The organism is Arthrobacter sp. MMS24-S77, from assembly GCF_054888235.1.
Genome location: NZ_JBTZRN010000001.1, coordinates 2,794,576 through 2,811,816, shown reverse-complemented (window position 1 = coordinate 2,811,816; position 17,241 = coordinate 2,794,576). Strand labels below are relative to the sequence as shown.

General features: G+C 64.0%; 10 protein-coding genes, 1 pseudogene and 1 riboswitch. Of the genes and pseudogenes, 8 read left to right on the top strand and 3 right to left on the bottom strand.

Annotated elements, in window-relative coordinates:
* Positions 1-49: 49 nt before the first annotated feature.
* Positions 50-925: an Fpg/Nei family DNA glycosylase gene (locus ACX5I4_RS12795; RefSeq protein WP_461836993.1), complete on the bottom strand. Its 876-nt coding sequence runs from the start codon at positions 923-925 to the stop codon at positions 50-52.
* Positions 926-1,329: 404 nt separating this feature from the next.
* Entirely contained in the window at positions 1,330-3,951 is a 2,622-nt protein-coding gene (gene valS, locus ACX5I4_RS12790) for a valine--tRNA ligase (RefSeq protein ID WP_461836992.1), read from the bottom strand.
* Between the two features lie 51 nt (positions 3,952-4,002).
* On the opposite strand from valS, the gene ACX5I4_RS12785 reads away from it, so the two are divergent.
* From ACX5I4_RS12785 to ndk, 6 genes and pseudogenes are all read left to right on the top strand, one after another.
* Positions 4,003-4,368 (top strand): DUF488 domain-containing protein, encoded by a 366-nt coding sequence (locus ACX5I4_RS12785; RefSeq protein ID WP_461836991.1) that lies wholly within the window; start codon positions 4,003-4,005, stop codon positions 4,366-4,368.
* Positions 4,369-4,387: 19 nt separating this feature from the next.
* Positions 4,388-5,146 (top strand): SDR family oxidoreductase, encoded by a 759-nt coding sequence (locus ACX5I4_RS12780; protein ID WP_461836990.1) that lies wholly within the window; start codon positions 4,388-4,390, stop codon positions 5,144-5,146.
* Between the two features lie 332 nt (positions 5,147-5,478).
* Positions 5,479-8,784 (top strand): isoleucine--tRNA ligase, encoded by a 3,306-nt coding sequence (gene ileS / locus ACX5I4_RS12775; protein WP_461836989.1) that lies wholly within the window; start codon positions 5,479-5,481, stop codon positions 8,782-8,784.
* Between the two features lie 3 nt (positions 8,785-8,787).
* Positions 8,788-10,148 (top strand): annotated as a pseudogene (locus ACX5I4_RS12770) (bifunctional folylpolyglutamate synthase/dihydrofolate synthase).
* Positions 10,149-10,150: 2 nt separating this feature from the next.
* The gene (locus tag ACX5I4_RS12765; protein ID WP_461836988.1) at positions 10,151-10,603 is read left to right on the top strand and encodes a DUF4233 domain-containing protein; all 453 of its coding nucleotides are present in this window, start codon (positions 10,151-10,153) and stop codon (positions 10,601-10,603) included.
* Between the two features lie 54 nt (positions 10,604-10,657).
* Positions 10,658-11,077, top strand: coding sequence for a nucleoside-diphosphate kinase (gene ndk, locus ACX5I4_RS12760; RefSeq protein WP_184741677.1), 420 nt, complete (start codon positions 10,658-10,660; stop codon positions 11,075-11,077).
* A gap of 85 nt (positions 11,078-11,162) precedes the next feature.
* Here the strand turns inward: ndk and ACX5I4_RS12755 are convergent, their stop codons facing one another.
* Positions 11,163-11,876, bottom strand: coding sequence for a vitamin K epoxide reductase family protein (locus ACX5I4_RS12755; RefSeq protein WP_461836987.1), 714 nt, complete (start codon positions 11,874-11,876; stop codon positions 11,163-11,165).
* 467 nt (positions 11,877-12,343) lie between these two features.
* On the opposite strand from ACX5I4_RS12755, the gene ACX5I4_RS12750 reads away from it, so the two are divergent.
* Both ACX5I4_RS12750 and thiD read left to right on the top strand, forming a co-directional pair.
* Positions 12,344-15,478: an Rne/Rng family ribonuclease gene (locus ACX5I4_RS12750; RefSeq protein ID WP_461836986.1), complete on the top strand. Its 3,135-nt coding sequence runs from the start codon at positions 12,344-12,346 to the stop codon at positions 15,476-15,478.
* A 107-nt stretch (positions 15,479-15,585) separates the two neighbouring features.
* Positions 15,586-15,682, top strand: a riboswitch (TPP riboswitch).
* Positions 15,674-17,194 carry a bifunctional hydroxymethylpyrimidine kinase/phosphomethylpyrimidine kinase gene (gene thiD / locus ACX5I4_RS12745; RefSeq protein ID WP_461836985.1) on the top strand — a complete coding sequence of 507 codons (1,521 nt, stop codon included), beginning with the start codon at positions 15,674-15,676 and terminating at the stop codon, positions 17,192-17,194. Its footprint overlaps the riboswitch before it by 9 nt.
* Positions 17,195-17,241: the final 47 nt, after the last annotated feature.

Below are 17,241 nucleotides of genomic sequence, written 5' to 3'. Positions count from 1 at the left end.
TCCTGCTCGCGGTTGAGCCTACCGGCTGTTGAGCGAATGGTTGGCACAGTTACTTCAGGAAGCGCGACGTTCTGCGGTCCGCGAGGATCTTTCCGTTTGTTTGGCAACCCGGGCAATACTGCAACGCGGTGTCGGCAAAGGAGACCTCGCGGATCGTGGACCCGCACACCGGGCATGGCTGGCCCGCCCTGCCATGCACCCTCATGGTGCTGCGCTTCGCGTCCTTGAGCTCGTTGGAGGCTTTACCGGTTGCGGCCGCAACAGCCGCACCCAGGACGCTTTCAATGGCCTCATAAAGGACCTGGGTGGTATTCCTGTCCAGCGACTTTGCGATCGCGAACGGTGAAATTCGGGCGGCGTGGAGGATCTCGTCGCTATAGGCGTTCCCGATGCCCGCGATGACGCTCTGGCTCCGGAGCAGCCCCTTGATTTGGTGTGGGCTCGTGGCGAGGATCCCGGCCAAGGTTTCCGCGGTGAATTCCGGGCTCAGCGGGTCCGGACCCAGGGTTGCGATGCCCGGAACGTCCAGGGGGCTTCGCACCACGTACACGGCCAGGCTCTTCTTCGTGCCTGCCTCTGTCAGATCCACGCCGACTTGTGTTGAACCATCGCTCTTGGTGAAGCTGAGCCTGGCGGCGATATTGCTGCCGCCCATCCGTAGCTGGGTCTGCGACGGTTGCTCGGTGTAGCGCAGCCATCCGGCCTTGGCGAGGTGGAAAATGAAATGGATCCCTTGGGCGTCGAGACTGACGAACTTGCCGAAACGCTCCACCCCGAGGATTTTCCGACCCTCCAGGGACGAATACGGTGGATCGGCGGTCTTGAGCACCGCAAAAGAGGTGATTTGGATCTTCGTCAATTCGGCACCGAGAAGATTCCTGCCGAGGAAGGCGGCTAATCCGGCCACTTCGGGAAGTTCTGGCATAGCAACACTGTGCCACAAAGCACCCAGCCGCCAGAACCCCGGAGCCCAGCCACGAAGGCCAAGAATTACATGCCAGTAGTTCCGGAAGAGGGGTTGTGCTGACCGGTGCGCAGGTCAAGAATAGAACTTACCCACTTCGAGAGAAGAGGGACACGGAAACCAAAGATTCAGTGATATGTATCTGACGCAGCCTTCGGCAAAGTTGGATACAAGCTACCAGTGACGAGGTAGGAAGACCTGAAAGTCTGAGGATTCCGCCAGACTGTCAAGACGTCACCAGACAGCCGAAAAGTCGAAGCCCCACCAACGGCTAAACGCTGATGGGGCTTCCCCTTTGCCCGGAAACTCCGGACAGGGCCTGGAAACTCCGGACAGGCCCGGATACTCTCCCGGGCTCTTCGAAACTAGGCCTGCGCGGGCTCCTCGGCAGGTGCCAGGACCACGTCGCTCACCGTCAGTTCGCCGTCAGCGGCTACCAGCGAGATCTCCTGTGCGTTGGCTGCGGCCTTCAAATCGCCCAGCCCGGCTTCCAGCTGCGCAACAAAGGATTCTCCCGCAGTGATGGTGGCCGAGAGAACTTCGGTGCGCTGCTTGACCTTGGCTTCGGACTTGGCCTTGCGGATGCCGCTCAGCGCAATGCCCACGGTGCCCAGCATGGTGGTGTCGCCGTCGACGATTTCCAGGGCCGCTGGCCATGCCGCGCGGTGTACTGAACCCGTCCGCCACCAGCTCCAGACCTCTTCGGTGGCGAAGGGCAGGAACGGCGCGAACAGGCGCAACAGCGAATCCAGCGTGGTGGCGAGGGCCGCAAGCACCGAAGCCTGCTCCGTTTGGCCAGCGGCACCGTAAGCGCGGTCCTTGATGAGCTCCACGTAGTCGTCCGTGAACTGCCAGAAGAACGATTCCGTGATCTGCAGTGCCCGGGCATAGTCGTAGTTATCGAACGCCTTGGTGGACTGTGCCACGACGTCGGCCAGCTGGGCGAGCAGCGCCCGATCCAAGGGGTTGCTCAGGACGGACAGGTCCGCGCCGACAACCGAGTTCTCGGTAGCGCCCAGGTTCAACACGAACTTGGAGGCGTTGAGAAGCTTGATGGCCAGGCGGCGGCCGATCTTCATCTGGGCGATCTCGTAGGCGGTGTCCGCGCCGAGCTTTGCCGAAGCGGCCCAGTAACGGACGGCGTCGGAACCGAATTCGTTCAGGACGTCGGTGGGAACAACCACGTTGCCCTTGGACTTGGACATCTTTTTGCGGTCCGGGTCCAGGATCCAGCCCGAGATGGCGGCGTGCTTCCATGGCGCGCTGTCCTGCAGGGCGTCTGCCCGCACAGCCGAGGAGAAGAGCCAGGTGCGGATGATGTCGTGTCCCTGCGGGCGGAGGTCGAAGGGGTAGACCTTGCCGAACAGTTCCTCGTCACGGCTCCAGCCGCCCACGATCTGCGGAGTCAGCGAAGACGTGGCCCAGGTGTCCAGGACATCCGCGTCACCGATGAAGCCGTTGGGCTGCTCGCGCTGGGACTCGTTGAAGCCGGGAGCCGCGTCTGCCGCAGGGTCTACGGGCAGGGACTCGTCCGACGGGAGGATCGGGTTCGCGTAGTCCGGGTTGCCCTGGGCGTCCAGTGGGTACCAGACGGGGATCGGCACGCCGAAGAAGCGCTGGCGTGAAACGAGCCAGTCACCGTTCAGGCCGGAGATCCAGTTCTCGTAGCGGGAGCGCATGAAGGACGGGTGGAACTCGATTTCGTGTCCACGCGCGATCAATCGTTCGCGGCGATCCTCGTCCCTTCCGCCATTGCGGATGTACCACTGGCGCGACGTGACAACTTCAAGGGGCTTGTCACCCTTCTCGAAGAAGTTCACGGGGTGCGTGATCTTCTTGGGCTCGCCATCCAGGAGGTCGGCGGCAATGAGAAGCTCAACCACGGTCTCCTTGGCAGAGAACGCCGTCTTGCCGGCAATCGCCGCGTAGGCTTCCTTGCCGGCGTCGGTGGTGATCCACTCAGGAGTCTCGGCGATGATGCGGCCGTCGCGGCCCATGATGGCGCGGGTGGGCAACTGCAGCTCGCGCCACCAGGTGACGTCAGTCAGGTCACCGAAGGTGCAGACCATGGCGATGCCGGAGCCTTTGTCCGCCTTGGCGAGCGGGTGCGCCTTGACTTCCAGCTCGACGTCGAACAGGGGAGATGTCACGGTCTTGCCGAACAGCGGCTGGTAGCGCTCGTCGTCGGGGTTTGCCACCAGCGCTGCGCAAGCGGCGAGCAGTTCCGGACGCGTCGTCTCGATGTAGATCTTCTCGCCGTCGGCGGTGAAGAAGGGATAACGGTAGTACGCGCCGGCAACTTCGCGGTCCTCCAGCTCGGCCTGCGCGACGGCGGTACGGAACGTCACGTCCCACAGGGTGGGGGCTTCGGCCATGTAGGCGTCCCCGGCGTTCAGATTGGCGAGGAAGGCGCGTTGGGACACCGCACGGGAGGTGTCGTCGATGGTGCGGTACGTCAGGTCCCAGTCAACGGAGAGGCCGAGGGTCTGGAACAGGTTCTCGAAGACCTTCTCGTCCTCCACGGCGAGTTCCTCGCAGAGTTCGATGAAGTTCTGCCGGGAGACGACGTCGAAGTCCCGCTGGTTCTTTGCAGGCTGTGCCGGCGGGCGGTAGTCGGCGTTGTAAGGAATGGCGGGATCGCAGCGGACGCCGTAGTAGTTCTGGACGCGGCGCTCAGTGGGCAGGCCGTTGTCGTCCCAACCCATCGGGTAGAACACGTTCTTGCCGGTCATGCGCATGTAGCGGGCCTGGACATCCGTCTGCGTGAACGAGAACATGTGGCCCACGTGGAGCGAACCGGATGCGGTGGGCGGGGGAGTGTCGATCGAGTAGACCTGCTCCCGGGTGGTGTCCGGGTTGAACTTGTAGGTTCCTTCGTCCAGCCAGCGCTGCGTCAAGGCAGCCTCAAGGCCTTCAAGGGCCGGCTTGTCGGGAACGTTGATGGGGGCGGTGGCGGGCGTGTCTGTACCCTGCGTTGATTCAGCCATGGGCCAATTGTTTCATCTTCCTGCCCCGGTTCTTGCACTAGCATGCACTCCATGGCGGAACTCAGGGACGTTTTGGTGATCAAGCGCATCTATGACGATGCAGCCGACGACGACGGCTACCGGGTCCTGGTGGACCGGCTCTGGCCGCGAGGGGTCTCCAAGGAACGCGCCCGTTTGGATCTCTGGCTGAAGGAAATCGCGCCCTCACCGCCGCTGCGGACGGAATTTGCCCACATGCAGGAGCGCTTCGCGGACTTCAAGGAGCAGTATGAGGCGGAGCTGGAACAGAATCCTGCCGTGGGCCAGTTGCTTGAACTGGCCGCCGGGAAGAAGCGTGTGACGCTGCTCTACGGCGCCAGGGATCCTGAAGTAAACCACGCCCGTGTGCTGCTGGAGTTCTTGCTGGGTGCCCGCTGAACCACGTTAGGGTGGTGCCATGACTGAGGAAGTACAGACCAAGACTGCAGTAGTGACCGGTGCCAGCACGGGAATCGGCGAGGCCACAGTGCGGGCCCTCACCGCAGACGGATGGAAGGTGTTCGCCGTCGCCCGCCGTGCGGAACGGCTCAAGGCACTCGCCGCAGAGACCGGCGCAGTGCCGTTCGCAGCGGACATCACCAACGACGACGACGTCGCGGCCTTGCTCTCCGCCGTCACCGAGGCAGGGGGAGCGGACACGCTCATCAACATTGCCGGCGGTGCGCGAGGCGCGGACACCCTGGCCAATGCGCAGACCGAAGATTGGGACTGGATGTACCAAGTCAACGTGCTCGGCACCCTGAAGCTGACAAGGGCCTTCCTCCCGATGCTGCGGGCCAACGGCGAAGGCACTGTCCTGAACCTGACGTCCACCGCCGGATTCACGGCCTACGAGGGCGGCGGCGGATACAACGCGGCCAAGTTTGCCCAGCACGCCATGACCGGCGCCCTGCGTCTGGAGGAAGCCGAGAACAACATCCGCGTGATCGAGGTGGCGCCCGGACTCGTTCATACAGAGGAATTCGCGCTCAACCGCCTCGGTGATGCCACGGCTGCAGCCAAGGTGTACGCCGGCGTCGAGAAGCCACTCACGCCGGAGGACGTCGCCGACGTCGTCAAGTACGCGGTCTCAGTGCCGCACCACATCAACCTCGACGAGATCATCGTCCGCCCGGTGGCGCAGGCTGCCACCCACAAGTTGATCCGCAAGGGCTAGGGCGCGACGGCGCCGCGTACTCCACACCCCAAGTGGAGCTCGCGGCGCCGCTGCCGCTAGACTTGTGGCACAAGCTTTGACCCGGACATCACCGGTGAGCTTCCGGAAGAACGCCCCTGGCACCACAGGAGTCAGTAGAACCGGACGGGTAAGCCCGTCACAGCAGCAATGAGCGGCCGACGCCGGAACAGCTCCCTTTCACAAGGAGCAGTGCCGGCGGCGGTAAGTGAGGTGGTACCGCGGTACCGGCGCTGTTGGAAACAACGCAGCTGGCGCCGTCCTCGCATCCTGAATGAAACTTTGTGTTCACCGGCTCAACCCAGGATGAAGAGATGACGTATTACCCCAAGGCCTCCACCACTCCGTCCGGCGCTGCTTCAGGGGTCTCCGCCTCCGTGAAGTTCCCGGAGATCGAAGAGCGCATCCTCAAGTACTGGGATGAAGACGGCACGTTCCAGGCCAGCATCGACAATCGCGACGCAGGCCACGACGGCAGCAACGAGTTCGTCTTCTACGACGGCCCTCCCTTCGCCAACGGGCTGCCCCACTACGGCCACCTCCTGACCGGCTATGCCAAGGACCTGGTAGGCCGTTACCAGACCCAGCGCGGCAAGCGCGTCGAGCGGCGCTTCGGCTGGGATACCCACGGCCTGCCTGCTGAACTCGAGGCCATGAAGCAACTGGGGATGACGGACAAGACCCAGATCGAAGCGATGGGCATCGACAAGTTCAACGACGCGTGCCGTGCCTCGGTCATGAAGTACGCGGACGAATGGAAGAGCTACGTCACGCGCCAGGCACGCTGGGTGGACTTCGACAACGACTACAAGACCCTCAACGTCGAGTACATGGAGTCTGTCCTTTGGGCCTTCAAGCAGCTCCACGAGAAGGGCCTGACCTACAACGGCTACCGGGTCCTGCCGTACTGCTGGAAGGACGAGACCCCGCTGTCCAACCACGAGCTGCGCATGGACGACGATGTCTACAAGAACCGCCAGGACCAGACCGTCACAGTGACCTTCCCCATCAAGGCGGGGGAGTCGGACCTCTCGAAGTCCCTCGAGGGTGTGCAGGCGCTCGCCTGGACCACGACCCCCTGGACACTGCCCACCAACCTGGCGCTCGCCGTCGGGCCTGACATCTCCTATGCGGTGGTTCCGGCGGGCCCGAACGGCATCAAAGCCGCATCTGCGGAGGCTCCAGTGACGGGCAGCTTCCTGCTGGCTGCCGATCTCCTCGGCACCTACGCGAAGGATCTTGGGTACGACGACGGCGCTGCCGCCACCGCCGCTGTCACGGCCAGTTACACCGGCGCCGAGTTGGCCGGACTGGAATACGAACCGCTGTGGGACTACTTCACGGACACCGAAAAGTACGGCACCCAGAACGGTTGGCGCTTCCTCGTGGCAGACTACGTCACCACCACGGACGGCACGGGCATCGTCCACCAGGCCCCGGCCTACGGTGAAGACGACCAGAAAGTCTGTGAGGACGCCGGTATCCCCGTGGTGCTCTCGGTTGACGAAGGCGCCAAGTTCCTCCACCTGTTCGCGCACGGACCCCTTGCCGAAATCTCCGGATTGCAGGTTTTCGACGCCAACAAGCCGATCACGCAGGCACTCCGCTCCGGTGGACGCTTGGTCCGTCAGGCCAGCTATGAGCACAGCTACCCGCATTGCTGGCGCTGCCGCAACCCCTTGATCTACCGTGCCGTGTCTTCCTGGTACGTGGAGGTCACCAAGTTCAAGGACCGCATGTCCGAACTGAACCAGGAAATCAACTGGATCCCGGGCAACGTCAAGGACGGACAGTTCGGCAAATGGTTGGCCAACGCCCGCGACTGGTCCATCAGCCGCAACCGTTACTGGGGTTCGCCCATCCCGGTGTGGCAGTCCGACGACCCCGAATACCCGCGCACCGACGTCTACGGCTCCCTCGCTGAGATGGAAGCCGATTTCGGCCGCCTTCCGATGAACAACGACGGACAGGTTGACCTGCACCGCCCGTTCATCGACGAACTGACCAGGGCGAACCCGGACGACCCCCGCTCCCCGGAAGAGGGCCAGTCCACCATGCGCCGCGTTGAGGACGTCCTGGACGTCTGGTTCGACTCCGGTTCAATGCCCTACGGCCAGGTGCACTATCCGTTCCAGAACGAGGAATGGTTCGATACCCACAACCCGGCAGACTTCATTGTCGAGTACATCGGGCAGACCCGCGGCTGGTTCTACATGCTGCACATCCTGTCCACGGCACTCTTCGACCGGCCGGCCTTCCGCAACGTGATCAGCCACGGCATCGTGCTGGGCTCGGACGGGCAGAAGATGTCCAAGAGCCTGCGCAACTACCCCGACGTCTCCGAGGTCCTGGACCGTGACGGCTCCGACGCCATGCGCTGGTTCCTGATGTCCAGCCCCATCCTGCGCGGCGGCAACCTGGTGGTCACCGAGCAAGGAATCCGCGACGGCGTCCGCCAGGTCATCTTGCCGCTGTGGAACGTGTACAGCTTCTTCACTCTGTACACCAACGCCTCCAACGGCGGTTCTGGATATGACGCCAAACTGCGTTACGACGGCTACACGGACACCCTGGACCAGTACCTGCTGGCAAACACTGGGGACCTGGTCCGCAACATCACGTCCAGCCTGGACGAATACGACATTTCCGGCGCTTGCGATGAATTGCGCAGCTACTTGGATATGCTCACCAACTGGTACGTACGCCGCAGCCGGCAGCGCTTCTTCGACGAGAGCGCCGACGCTTTCGACGCCCTCTACACCGCGCTCGAAGCCGTCTGCCGTGTCTCGGCGTCGCTGCTTCCCCTGGTTTCCGAGGAGATCTGGCGCGGCTTGACCGGTGGCCGCTCGGTACACCTGGCCGACTGGCCCGAGGCATCGCTGTTCCCGGCAAACCCGGATCTCGTGGAAGCCATGGACCGGGTCCAGCAGATCTGCTCCGCCGGCTCCAGCCTGCGCAAGGCCGCCAACCTCCGCGTTCGCCTGCCGCTGCAGGAGCTCACGGTAGTGGCACCCGGTGCTGATGCGCTGGAAGGCTTCGCCGCCGTCGTCGCGGATGAACTGAACCTGCGTTCCGTCCGGCTCCTGGACGCCGCCACCGCGTCGCCGGAAGAATTCGGCATCGAGCAGAAACTCGTGGTCAATGCCCGCGCGGCAGGTCCGCGCCTGGGCAAGAACGTCCAGCAGGCCATCAAGGGCTCCAAGTCCGGCGACTGGTCGGTTTCCGATGCAGGGGTGGTCACGGCAGGCGGCCTCGAACTGGAACCACAGGAGTACACGTTGGAGACTGTCGTCGCGGAATCGGCTGACGGATCCTCCGCGGCTGTGGCTGTCCTCCCGGGCGGCGGCTTCGTGGTCCTGAACACCGAGGTCACCCCGGAACTGGCTGCCGAGGGCCTGGCGCGCGACATGGTCCGTGCCATCCAGCAGGCCCGCAAGGACGCCGGACTCAACGTCAGCGACCGCATCCACACCACCGTGCTGGCTGTCCACGATGTTGTTGACGCCCTTCGCGCCAACGAAGAGCTGGTCAAGACCGAAACCCTGTCCCTCAAGCTCGACCCCGTCGTCTCCGGCGACGCCGTCGAGCCGCAGATCACCGTTGCAAAGATCGAGGCCTAGTACATGAGCGATGAATTCTCCGTAGAAAGCGTCTACGCCGAACTCCTGGGCCGCGCCCCGGAAAACAAGATGGAGCCGCGGCTCGCGCCGCTGTACCGGGCAATGGACGTGCTGGGGGAGCCCAACAAGGCGTTCCCGATCATCCACATCACGGGTACGAATGGCAAGACTTCGACCGCCCGCATGATCGAGGCGGGGCTTCGCGCCCATGGCTTGAGCACGGGCCGCTACACGAGCCCGCACCTGTCGAAGGTCACCGAGCGAATCAGCATCGACGGCGAGCCGGTCTCGGATGAGGCCTTTGTCCGGATCTGGGACGAGATCCGTCCGTACCTCGAGATCGTGGACAAGGAACTCGAAGCCGACGGCCAACCCAGGCTCACGTACTTCGAGTGCCTGACCATCCTGGGTTTCGCGATCTTCGCTGACCAGCCCGTCAATGTCGCCGTGATTGAGGTTGGCCTGGGTGGCATCACCGACGCCACCAACGTGGGCGACGGCCAGGTTTCCGTGGTTACTCCGATTTCGCTCGACCACACGGACCTCCTGGGCGACACCACTGAGGACATCGCTCACGAGAAGGCCGGAATCATCAAGCCTGGCGGCTTCCTAATCAGCGCAGCCCAGCCCGTGGACGCTGCGCAGGTGCTGCTGGAAAAGGCACGCGAAGTGGGCGTGCCGTTCCGCTTCGAAGGCGTCGAATTCGGCGTGGAATCCCGGAGTGTGGCGGTTGGTGGCCAGGTGCTGACCATCCAGGGCCTCGCCGGTCGCTACGAAGACCTGCTGCTTCCCTTGCACGGCGCCCACCAGGCCGAGAACGCCGCAGTCGCCGTCGCGGCACTGGAAGCGTTCCTCGGCGGCGGCGAGAAGGAACTCGACGGCGACGTCCTGCGCGAAGCCTTCGGTAACGTCAGCTCTCCGGGCCGGCTTGAAGTGGTGCGCACCGCTCCCACGATCATTGTGGATGCCGCGCACAACCCTGATGGCATCCGCGTCTCGGCCGAAGCAATCCAGGAAGCCTTCAGCTTCAGCAAGCTGGTGGTGGTCCTGGGGGTCCTGAAAGAGAAGGACGCGGAGGAAATCCTGAGGCAGCTCAAGGAATCCCTGGGGGACTGGCAGAGGAGTTCTGCTTCACCCAGTCCAATTCACCGCGGGCCATTCCGGCTGCGCAACTGGCCGACCTCGCCGTCGACCTTGGATTCGGTGCGGATAACGTCCACATTGCCGAGAAGCTCGACGACGCGATCGAATGGGCCGTGGAACGCGCTGAAGCCAACGATGACCTGGCCGGCGGGGTACTTGTCACCGGTTCCATCACTGTGGTGGCCGAAGCCCGCATGCTCCTTGGAAAGGCCGGTGCCTGAGCATGGCCAAACTCACGAAGGCCCAGCGCGAATGGCGCCCGGGGATGCCCAAGAAGCGCCGTTCCACCAAGGTGATGTTCGCCTCGACCGTGCTGCTCCTGGAAGCTTTTGTCGCGTTCTTCGCCACCTTGGCTGTTTTCGGCCTGAAGCGTGGAGAGATGTCGCCGGCATTGATCCTTACTTTCGGCATTACGTTGAGCGTGGTGCTGATCTTGGCCTGTGCTGTCCTCGGCAAGCCGTGGGGCGTCGGCGTTGGCTGGGCATTGCAGCTGGTCCTGATCCTTACTGGGTTCGCCGAGCCCACGATGTTCGTCGTGGGGATCCTGTTTGCGGCGTGCTGGTGGTACGGCATCCGCGCCGGCATGAGGATCGACCGAGACAACGCCAAGCGCGATCGCGAGCAGGCCGAGTGGAACGCTTCGCACGGGGAAGACGCCGCGGGTCAGTCCGCTTGAGCCAAACCCCGTAAACTGGCTGGGAAACCCACACACCACCACATTGGAGCAACCGTGAGCATTGAGCGCACCCTTGTACTGATCAAGCCCGACGGCGTCGCCCGCAACCTGAGCGGCAGCATCCTCGCCCGCATTGAGTCCAAGGGATACTCCTTGGCCGAATTGAAGAAGGTCAATGCCACCCGCGAACTGCTGGAGCAGCACTACGAAGAGCACCTCGGCAAGCCGTTTTACGAGCCGCTGGTTGAGTTCATGCTCAGCGGCCCGGTTGTCGCTGCCATCTTCGAGGGCCACCGCGTGATCGAAGGCTTCCGCTCCCTTGCCGGAACCACGGACCCGACGACGGCGGCACCCGGCACCATCCGCGGTGACTTCGGCCGCGACTGGGGCCTGGCCGTCCAGCAGAACCTGGTGCACGGTTCCGACTCGGTGGACTCCGCTGAGCGTGAGATCAAGATCTGGTTCGGCGCGTAGTTTCCCGCCAATTCAGCAGAAGGGGCCCTTGTTCAGGTGAACAAGGGCCCCTTCTGCTGTTAATAGCTCAGTTAAGGGGAAGCGCTCAGTAGCCCGACGTGCCGATGAAGACGTTGATGAAGGCAAAGAAGATGCTCGCGATGACGGCGACGTAGAGCAGCGCGGAAATGATCCAACCGGATTCGCCCAGGATCTTGGCCAAGCGGGCGGGCGCCGGAATGACCCCGTGCACTACGTTCCTGATGGTCACGAACACGAACAGCGGGATCATGCATGCCCACACCACCATGCAGAACGGGCACAGGACGTGAATGACATACAAAGCCTGCGACCACAGCCACACGATGAAGATGAAGCCCAGAGTCACGCCGGTCTGCAGCCCGATCCAGTACCAGCGGGCGAACTTGGCCCCCGCAAAGATCGCCATGGCAGTGGTGATGATCACGGCAAACGCCACGATGCCGATGAACATGTTGGGGAAGCCGAAGACCGAACTCTGCGGTGTCTTCATGACGCTTCCGCAGGACACCCACGGATTGACGTCGCAGACCGTTGCGTGGTTCGGGTCGATGAGAACCTGCAGCTTTTCCAGCACGAGCGCCCCGGATGCCAGCCATGCGATGGCGCCGGTGACGAGCAGCAGCCACGCAATGGGCCGGTCGCGGAGCAAGCGCGGCACGGCCGCTTCGGCGGTGTTTTTCCCATCGGGGGTTTTTCGCTTGTTGTCCTTCCCTGTGTTGTCCTTCCGCAGGGGGCGGGCATCGTTATTGGCCAGGTTCGGGCTGGCGGGGCTCGGCATGGTTGGCGGTCCTTTTCTGGAAGGCCCGGCTCAGGGCCGGGGGTGCTCTTGGGAGGATTCTAGTCTCGGTGGCTGGATACGGCGTCCAGCGGGTCGCGGCACGGAAGCTTTCGCGAGGTGATTCCTGCCGGGGGCGCGGGCGTGTGAGAGAATGAACATGGCCGGAAGCCGATCCACATGCGGAATCCGGTCCGGTATCTTGTTCGCAAGACCGCCATTCACGTGCAGGGCATGCCCAGGATCCGTTGATCCCCGGTAGGCCCGCGGTGGCTATGGACGGCACCTGGTTGTGGCACTAGAACAACGGGTTTGGAGCAAGGCCGGCTTTCCGTGAATGCCGCACCCCCAAGCTGGTGCGAACCGGAAAGACCACTACTGACTTCTGTCGACGCCTGCGGGTTTTGACAATATTTGCCCCTCTGGGCGCCGGATGTGGCGGTTGCGCAAGGGCAGGAGTGTCACCACATATGGATAACGAGCAAGTTGTAGCCGCCGCCGAAGATGCGGCGTCCACCGAAACCGCTGAAACACCCAAGAAAGTCACTCGCACCCGCCGCAAGGCAGTGCCGAAGGCGGTCGTCGCGGAAGAAGCCCCCGACGCCGGAGCTACCGCCTCCGCTGCGGAGCCGCTTGCCGAAGACGCAGGTGCCGAAGCATCCAAGGCTCCTGTCCGGCGCAGCCGGGCACGCAAGAAGGTCGACACTCCCGAGCCGTTGCCGGGATTCGCTGAAGAAGCTTCCGCCGGTGGCGAGGTAGCAGAGGCTCCTGCCGTCGTGGAACCTGAAATTGCAGCAGAAACTGAAGCGGCCCCGGAAAAGCCGGTCCGCCGTCGTCGTACTACGAAGGCGAAGACCACCGAGCCTGCTGCCGCGGATACAGTCGCGGAAGCGCCGGCCGCCCAGCCCGCACCCGCCGAAGAAGGCCCTGGGACCGCGGTCGCTGATGAGCCAGCCACGGAAGAAACGGTTGCTGAAGAGCCGGCCGCTGAGACCGCAGCTGCAAGCCCGGTCGCCTCGCTGTTCCTCGAACCTGCTTCCATCACCTCAATGATTTTCCAGGCACCGGACCTGAGCACTGTGGCACGGCCGGTCGTGGTCGAAGCTGAACCTGTTGCCGGTCTTGAGGAAACCGCCGAGGAAGGCGAACTCGAAGAAGCCGGTAGCCGTCGTCGCCGTCGTAGCCGCGGGCGCCGGGGGCGTCGCGGCACCGAAGATGCCTCGGGAGAAGAAGCTTCTGCCGAGTCCGAAGACGAGGCCGAGGCCGGCACTGAAGAAGTCCTTGAGGAAGGCGTGACCTCCCGCCGTCGTCGGCGCCGTCGTCGCGGAGACCAGGACCTGGAACTCACAGGCGGCGGAGACGACGATCCCCCCAACACTGTGACCCGTGTCCGTGCCCCCCGCGCGCACATGGAGTCCACCACCAGCTCCGATCGCGTCACGAACGTCAAGGGCTCCACGCGCCTTGAGGCCAAGAAGCAGCGCCGCCGGGAGTCCCGCGAAACCGGCCGCCGCCGCCAGGTCATCACCGAAGCCGAATTCCTGGCACGCCGCGAGTCCGTGGACCGCCAGATGATCGTTCGCCAGCGCGACGACAGGATCCAGATCGGTGTCCTGGAAGACGGCGTGCTCGCCGAGCACTTCGTGTCCAAGACGCAGCAGGATTCCCTGATCGGGAACGTCTACCTGGGCAAGGTCCAGAACGTGCTCCCGTCGATGGAAGCCGCATTCGTCGATATCGGACGTGGCCGCAACGCCGTGCTGTACGCCGGTGAAGTCAACTGGGATGCCGTCACCCTGGAAGGCAAGCCGCGTCGCATTGAAAACGCCCTGAAGTCCGGCGACTCCGTGCTGGTACAGGTCACCAAGGACCCTGTGGGCCACAAGGGTGCGCGCCTGACGAGCCAGATTTCGCTTCCGGGCCGCTACCTCGTGTACGTGCCCGGTGGTTCCATGACCGGTATCTCCCGCAAACTGCCCGACGTCGAGCGCAACCGCCTGAAGCGGATCTTGAAGGATCGCCTCCCGGACAACGCGGGCGTCATCGTCCGGACCGCAGCCGAGGGTGCTTCCGAGGAAGAGCTGACGCACGATATCAACCGCCTGCGTGCCCAGTGGGAAGGCATCGAAAGCCAGTCCACCTCCACCAAGATTCTCGCGCCCGAATTGTTGTACGGCGAACCGGACCTCACCATCAAGGTTGTCCGTGACGTCTTCAACGAGGACTTCTCCAAGCTCATCGTCTCCGGTGATGAAGCTTGGGACACTATCGAGGCCTACGTGACCTACGTGGCTCCGGATCTGGTGGGCCGCCTCGAAAAGTGGACCTCAGATCAGGACATCTTCTCGGCATGGCGCGTGGACGAACAGATCCACAAGGCATTGGAGCGCAAGGTCTTCCTGCCCTCCGGCGGTTCCCTCGTCATCGACCGCACCGAGGCCATGACGGTTGTCGACGTCAACACAGGCAAGTTCACCGGCAGCGGTGGCAACCTTGAGGAAACCGTCACCAAGAACAACCTTGAAGCCGCCGAAGAAGTGGTCCGTCAACTGCGCTTGCGCGATATCGGCGGAATCATCGTCATCGACTTCATCGACATGGTCCTGGAATCCAACCGTGACCTCGTGTTGCGCCGCCTGGTCGAGTGCCTCGGCCGGGACCGCACCAAGCACCAGGTTGCCGAAGTGACCTCGCTTGGCCTGGTCCAGATGACCCGCAAGCGCATGGGCACTGGCCTGCTTGAGGTGTTCGGCGAGCAGTGTGAAACGTGTGCAGGACGGGGAATCGTCACCCACGACGAGCCGGTGGAGCACCGTCGCGCCAACGTAGTGGCCGCCGAGCACCACCACCCGCGTACCGAATCGCAGCCCGCCGCCCGCACGGAGCAGCGCAAGCGCCGCCGCGGCAGGGGCACAGGGCAGGGGACCACTGAGCTCCCGATGAGCCCTCCGGCCCCGGTCCACGTCGAAACGGCGGATCCCAATCGCCAGGCAGCCACCCGCGCTGCCCTCGCCACCATCGCTGCTGCGGCCCACGCCGCCCACCTGCACGACGACGAGTTGCACCACGCCGCGGAATCGCTGGCTGGTGCGCACGTAGCGGAAGCAACCCCGGTTCAGGCCCCTGCGGCCCCAATCCAGGCTCCTGCCGCTGCGTCAAGCGCCGAGGAACGCTCGAAGCCGGTGCTGCGGTTTGGCGGTGAGGAGGTCGCGTTGCCCTTCGTTCACCACGAAGAGCCGGCCAACGGGGCGCCTGCCATGAGCCTGGATCTGTTGGCACAAGCGTTTGCGGGCCTTGGTGAGGCTCCTGACATCGAAGCGAAGGCAGCCGTAGCCGAGGAAGCGCCCGCAGGGGCCTCCGCGGCCGGTCCAGCCGGGGAATCCCTGGAGTCTGGATCCCGTGGACGCCGGGGGCGCCGCAACCGTAGTGCCAGCAGGCCGCAGGGTGCCGCCAACGCCACCAACGTGGAGCACCACGAGGTCGCTGCGTCCGCTTCAGGTGGCGCCGCACACGAGGCCAAGGCGCCTGCCGCGGCTCCGGCCAAACCGGCTGCGGCAGCTGAGCCGATCATCCTCGGTGTCGGCGTGCCCAAGTCCGAGCTCTAAAGCAGTACCTGTCCGAAGCCCCGGCCGTTTCCGCTCCTGTGGAAGCTGCCGGGGCTTCCGCGTTGTCGGCGATTTCAGCGGGCGCCGCGTGATCCGGGTTAAGCTAGGGGACTGACACGGGGTGCCGCGCACCAAGCCGGCTGAGACCAGACCCGTTGAACCTGTCCGGTTAGCACCGGCGAAGGGATGTCTCGCATGACTGTTTCAGCGCATTCAGCCGTCTATCCGCTCAAGGCCGCCCGGCGCACCGTTCCCAGGGTCCTGAGCATTGCCGGTTCCGATCCATCGGGTGGTGCCGGGATCCAAGCCGACCTCAAGAGCATCGCAGCCAATGGGGGCTATGGCATGGCGGTCATCACGGCGCTCACGGTGCAGAATACGCAGGGAGTCAAGGGCGTTCATGTGCCTCCCGTAGAGTTCCTGCGCCAGCAGTTGGACGCCATCAGCGATGACATCACGGTGGACGCCGTCAAAATCGGCATGCTCGGTGACGCAGCGGTCATCGACGAGGTCCGCCGCTGGCTCGGCGAGGTTCGCCCCGCCGTCGTGGTTTTGGATCCGGTGATGATCGCCACCAGCGGCGACCGGCTCCTGGCAGAGTCTGCAGAAACCGCGCTGCGGGAACTCCTGCCCCTTGCTGACCTGGTGACCCCCAACCTTCCCGAATTGGCAATGCTGCTTGGCGAACCCGAGGCCACGGACTGGTCATCGGCGCTGGAGCAGGGCAAGCGTTTGGCGGCCGCCTGCGGAAACACCGTTTTGGTGAAGGGCGGTCATCTGGAGGGAGCCGACTGCCCGGACGCCCTCGTCAACACCGGGGGACTCCTGAGCCAGGACGTCGTCGAGTTCGCCGGCCAGCGAGTGGAGACCCGGAACAGCCATGGCACTGGGTGTTCCCTGTCCTCGGCGATGGCGACGGCCAAGGCGCGGCTTGGCGACTGGGAGTCGGCACTGCGCGTTGTCAAGCTTTGGCTCCAGGAGGCGCTGACCCAGTCCGAGGTATTGGAAGTGGGGAAAGGCAGCGGCCCGATCCATCACTTCCACGCGCACCAGCACGCCCTCCAGCCGGGTGCTTTCGCGGCCCGGATGTGGGACGCCGCGAACTCGGAACTCGAAGCGATCTATGGTCTGGACTTCATCCAAGACTTGCAATCCGGTGGGCTCAGCGAATCGCAGTTCAGCTATTACTTATCGCAGGATGCCATCTATCTCAACGGCTATTCGAGGGTCCTGGCGCGGGCAAGCGCCCTCGCCCCAAGCGAAACCGAACAGCTGTTCTGGGCCCGCGGCTCGCAGATGTGCCTCGAAGTCGAGTCTGAGCTGCACCGGAATTGGCTCAGCGGACGCCAGGTAAGCGGAGAGCTGGGCCCAGTCACCAAGGCCTACGTGGACCACTTGCTGGCGGCATCTGCCTCGGGCAGTTATGCCGTGCTGCTGGCTGCCGTGCTGCCCTGCTACTGGTTGTACGCCGAGGTGGGACAGCAGCTCCACCTTGGCTACATACAGGGGGGCGCGTCGGACGAGCACCCTTATGCGGACTGGCTGCGCACCTATGCGGACGAGGCGTTCGCCGAGGCAACCCGCACAGCGATCGACATCACAGATGCTGCTGCGCAGGCCGCATCGCCCGCGGAGCGCGTGGCAATGATGGAGGCGTTTTCCCAATCCTGCCGCTACGAAACCGCGTTCTTCGATGCTCCAAGGCTGCATGGCTGAGGCCGTTTCGGCGGGCGCTGCAGCGTGTCGGGCCGGCGATCCGTACT

Excerpts from the sequence above, each read along its gene's own strand:
- ACX5I4_RS12795 (WP_461836993.1), bottom strand. The coding sequence starts at position 925 with ATGCCAGAACTTCCCGAAGTGGCCGGATTAGCCGCCTTCCTCGGCAGG.
- valS (WP_461836992.1), bottom strand. The coding sequence starts at position 3,951 with ATGGCTGAATCAACGCAGGGTACAGACACGCCCGCCACCGCCCCCATC.
- ACX5I4_RS12785 (WP_461836991.1), top strand. The coding sequence starts at position 4,003 with ATGGCGGAACTCAGGGACGTTTTGGTGATCAAGCGCATCTATGACGAT.
- ACX5I4_RS12780 (WP_461836990.1), top strand. The coding sequence starts at position 4,388 with ATGACTGAGGAAGTACAGACCAAGACTGCAGTAGTGACCGGTGCCAGC.
- ileS (WP_461836989.1), top strand. The coding sequence starts at position 5,479 with ATGACGTATTACCCCAAGGCCTCCACCACTCCGTCCGGCGCTGCTTCA.
- ACX5I4_RS12765 (WP_461836988.1), top strand. The coding sequence starts at position 10,151 with ATGGCCAAACTCACGAAGGCCCAGCGCGAATGGCGCCCGGGGATGCCC.
- ACX5I4_RS12755 (WP_461836987.1), bottom strand. The coding sequence starts at position 11,876 with ATGCCGAGCCCCGCCAGCCCGAACCTGGCCAATAACGATGCCCGCCCC.
- ACX5I4_RS12750 (WP_461836986.1), top strand. The coding sequence starts at position 12,344 with ATGGATAACGAGCAAGTTGTAGCCGCCGCCGAAGATGCGGCGTCCACC.
- thiD (WP_461836985.1), top strand. The coding sequence starts at position 15,674 with ATGACTGTTTCAGCGCATTCAGCCGTCTATCCGCTCAAGGCCGCCCGG.